The organism is Variovorax sp. YR634 (assembly GCF_900106655.1).
GTDB lineage: Bacteria > Pseudomonadota > Gammaproteobacteria > Burkholderiales > Burkholderiaceae_C > Variovorax.
This window is the reverse complement of sequence record NZ_FNOL01000054.1, coordinates 1-2,681: the sequence shown is the minus strand read 5'-3', so window position 1 is coordinate 2,681 and position 2,681 is coordinate 1. Positions and strand designations below refer to the sequence as shown.

At 65.2% G+C, this 2,681-nt stretch carries 4 protein-coding genes; all 4 read left to right on the top strand.

The annotated features are described in order from the left end of the window. Positions 1-71: 71 nt before the first annotated feature. Positions 72-437 carry an IS66-like element accessory protein TnpA gene (locus tag BLV60_RS33795; protein WP_256329701.1) on the top strand — a complete coding sequence of 122 codons (366 nt, stop codon included), beginning with the start codon at positions 72-74 and terminating at the stop codon, positions 435-437. Then, a complete protein-coding gene (gene tnpB, locus BLV60_RS33790) occupies positions 434-769 on the top strand; it encodes an IS66 family insertion sequence element accessory protein TnpB (RefSeq protein WP_218132270.1) in 336 nt (111 codons plus the stop codon). Before BLV60_RS33795 ends, tnpB begins: the two co-directional genes overlap by 4 nt. 74 nt (positions 770-843) lie before the next feature. Next, on the top strand, positions 844-2,424 hold the full coding sequence (locus tag BLV60_RS33785) for an IS66 family transposase (RefSeq protein ID WP_093060151.1): 1,581 nt from the start codon (positions 844-846) through the stop codon (positions 2,422-2,424). Further along, on the top strand, positions 2,421-2,642 hold the full coding sequence (locus BLV60_RS33780; protein ID WP_093060149.1) for a hypothetical protein: 222 nt from the start codon (positions 2,421-2,423) through the stop codon (positions 2,640-2,642). The genes BLV60_RS33785 and BLV60_RS33780 overlap by 4 nt, the downstream gene beginning before the upstream one ends. Positions 2,643-2,681 lie beyond the last annotated feature (39 nt).

The window sequence follows — 2,681 nt, the reverse complement described above, 5'->3', positions numbered from 1 at the left end:
GTAAGCGTCCGGCCAACGCATCTTGAATCCGCCGGGAGGCCCGACCAGCATGGTGTCCACCAGACTCACAGGTGGACACCATTCAAGACTCCAAACGACTCCCCCGGCGGCGGCACGACGCAGCCCTCAAGAGCCAGGTGCTGGCCGAATGCGCCAAGCCCGAAGCTTCAGTGGCCGGCATTGCGCTGGCCTATGGCCTGAACGCGAACCTGGTGCACAAGTGGCGCCGGATGGCCGAGGTACCGTCGGCGCGCCAAGCCACTGAGAGACCGACGCCCGCACACTCCTTCATCGCGCTGCCGCTCACGGCCTCGCAGCCCACACCGGCGCAAGAACTCGTCATCGAACTGCGCCGCGGCGCGCTCACGGTCAAGGTCTCCTGGCCCGTGACGGCTGCGTCCGAGTGCGCGGCCTGGATGCGCGAGCTGCTGCGGTGATCCGTATCGATGCGGTGTGGCTGGCGGCCGAGCCGTTGGATATGCGCGCGGGCACCGACACCGCGCTGTCGCGCGTCGTCCAGGTCTTCGGGTCAGCCAAGCCGTACCACGCCTACCTCTTCGCCAATCGACGCGCCAACCGCATGAAGGTGCTGGTGCACGACGGCATCGGGATCTGGCTGTGTGCGCGCCGGCTGCATCAAGGCCGATTCCTCTGGGCCAACACCGCCCTGGGAGCGCAGATGGCCCTGTCTCGTGAACAGCTCGATGCGCTCGTGCTCGGGCTGCCCTGGCAGCGCCTGGGTGATGCAGGCGCCATCACCATGGCGTGAGCGGCAGGCGGCCCCACAGCAATTGGGGCGTTTGCGAATAGGCCCGTGCTGCGAAGATCGGCACACTGGCGGGCATGCTCACCAGCGAACAACTCCAGGGACTCGGCGAGGCCGAGTTGCGCGCGCTGGCGCAGGACTTGTTGGCACGACTGTCGCACTCCGACGGCGAGATCCTGATGAAGGATCGCAAGCTCGTCTGGAGCGAGGCGCGTATCGACCAGCTCACGCATGAGATCGCGGTCCTCAAGCGTTGGAAGTTCAGTGCCCGCAGCGAGCAGCTCGACGCCGCGCAGAAGAGCCTGCTGGACGAGAGCGTCGACGCCGACATCGCCGCCGTCGAAATGGAGCTCGACTTGCTGCGCTCCAGGCCGCGGCCCTCGGATCCACAGCAGCCCCGGCGTCACCCGCTGCCTGCGCACCTGCCGCGCACATCGTTCCACCACGAACCTGAATCCACGACCTGCAAATGCGGCTGCGTGCTCCAGCGCATCGGCGAGGACGTGAGCGAGAAGCTCGACTACACGCCGGGTGTGTTCACGGTGGAGCGCCACGTCCGGGGCAAGTGGGCCTGCGCGAAGTGCGAGACCCTGATCCAAGCACCCGTGCCTGCGCAGGTCATCGACAAGGGCATCCCGACGGCCGGCTTGCTGGCCCAGGTGCTGGTGGCCAAGTACGCCGACCACATGCCGTTGTACCGCCAGGAAAGCATCTTCGCGCGCGCTGGCATGCCGCTGGCACGCTCAACGCTGGCCGAATGGGTGGGTGTGTGCGGCGTACAGCTGCAGCCGCTGGTGGATGCTCTCAAGGACGAGGTCCTGAGCCACGGCGTGCTGCATGCCGATGAGACGCCGGTGGCAATGCTCGCGCCAGGCAAGAAGAAGACGCACAAGGCCTACCTGTGGGCGTACTGCCCTGGCGTCTTCGAGGGGCTGAAGGCCGTGGTCTACGACTTCGCGGACAGCCGTGCCGGCGAGCATGCTCGAGCGTTCCTGCAACGGGGCAATGAACCGTGGAAAGGCAAGCTGGTCTGCGATGACTATGCGGGGTACAAGGCCAGCTTCAGCCAAGGCATCACCGAGGTCGGCTGCGCGGCCCATGCGCGGCGCAAGTTCTTCGAGCTGCACACGAGCAACAAGAGCGCGGTGGCCGAGCAGGCGCTGAAGTTCTTCGGGGAACTCTACGAGATCGAGCGCGAGGTGCGCGATCTGGGCGCGCAACAGCGGCTTGAGATTCGCCGGCAGAAGGCGCGACCGGTCGCTAATGCGTTGCATGCCTGGATGATTGCGCACCGACTGCGAGCAACCGACGGCACTGCGCTGGCAAGGGCGCTGGACTACAGCCTGAAGCGATGGACTGCGCTCATACGCTATATCGACGATGGGCAATTGCCGATCGACAACAACTGGGTGGAGAACCAGATCCGTCCGATTGCGCTGGGGCGCTCGAACTGGTTGTTCGCGGGTTCGCTGCGTGCGGGCCAGCGCGCGGCTGCGGTGATGAGCTTGATCCAATCGGCCAAGCTCAACGGGCTCGATCCGTACCAGTACCTCAGGGATGTTCTGCAGCGCTTGCCCACGCAGAAGGTCCGGCTCGTGGGTGAGCTTCTGCCGCATCGTTGGGCTCCCGTCAGCGCCGGCCAGAATGCTCAGGCATGAAGAACATCGAAGCACTGATTGCAGACGGCGGTGAGATCACGATCGGCGCGATCTACCCGATCGAGTGCACAGCCACTGCCGCCGACGACCACAACAGCGTGGCCATGCTTGTTCGTCGTGAAGGCGAAACGCTAGACGCGTTGCTCAAGCGGCTTGATAAAGCCATCGCCCAGTTCTACGACGACGGGCAAGCCATCGACGAGATCAATGGTGTTTGACGCGGTATCCGCGTCAAGATGACATGACCGGTCGCTTAC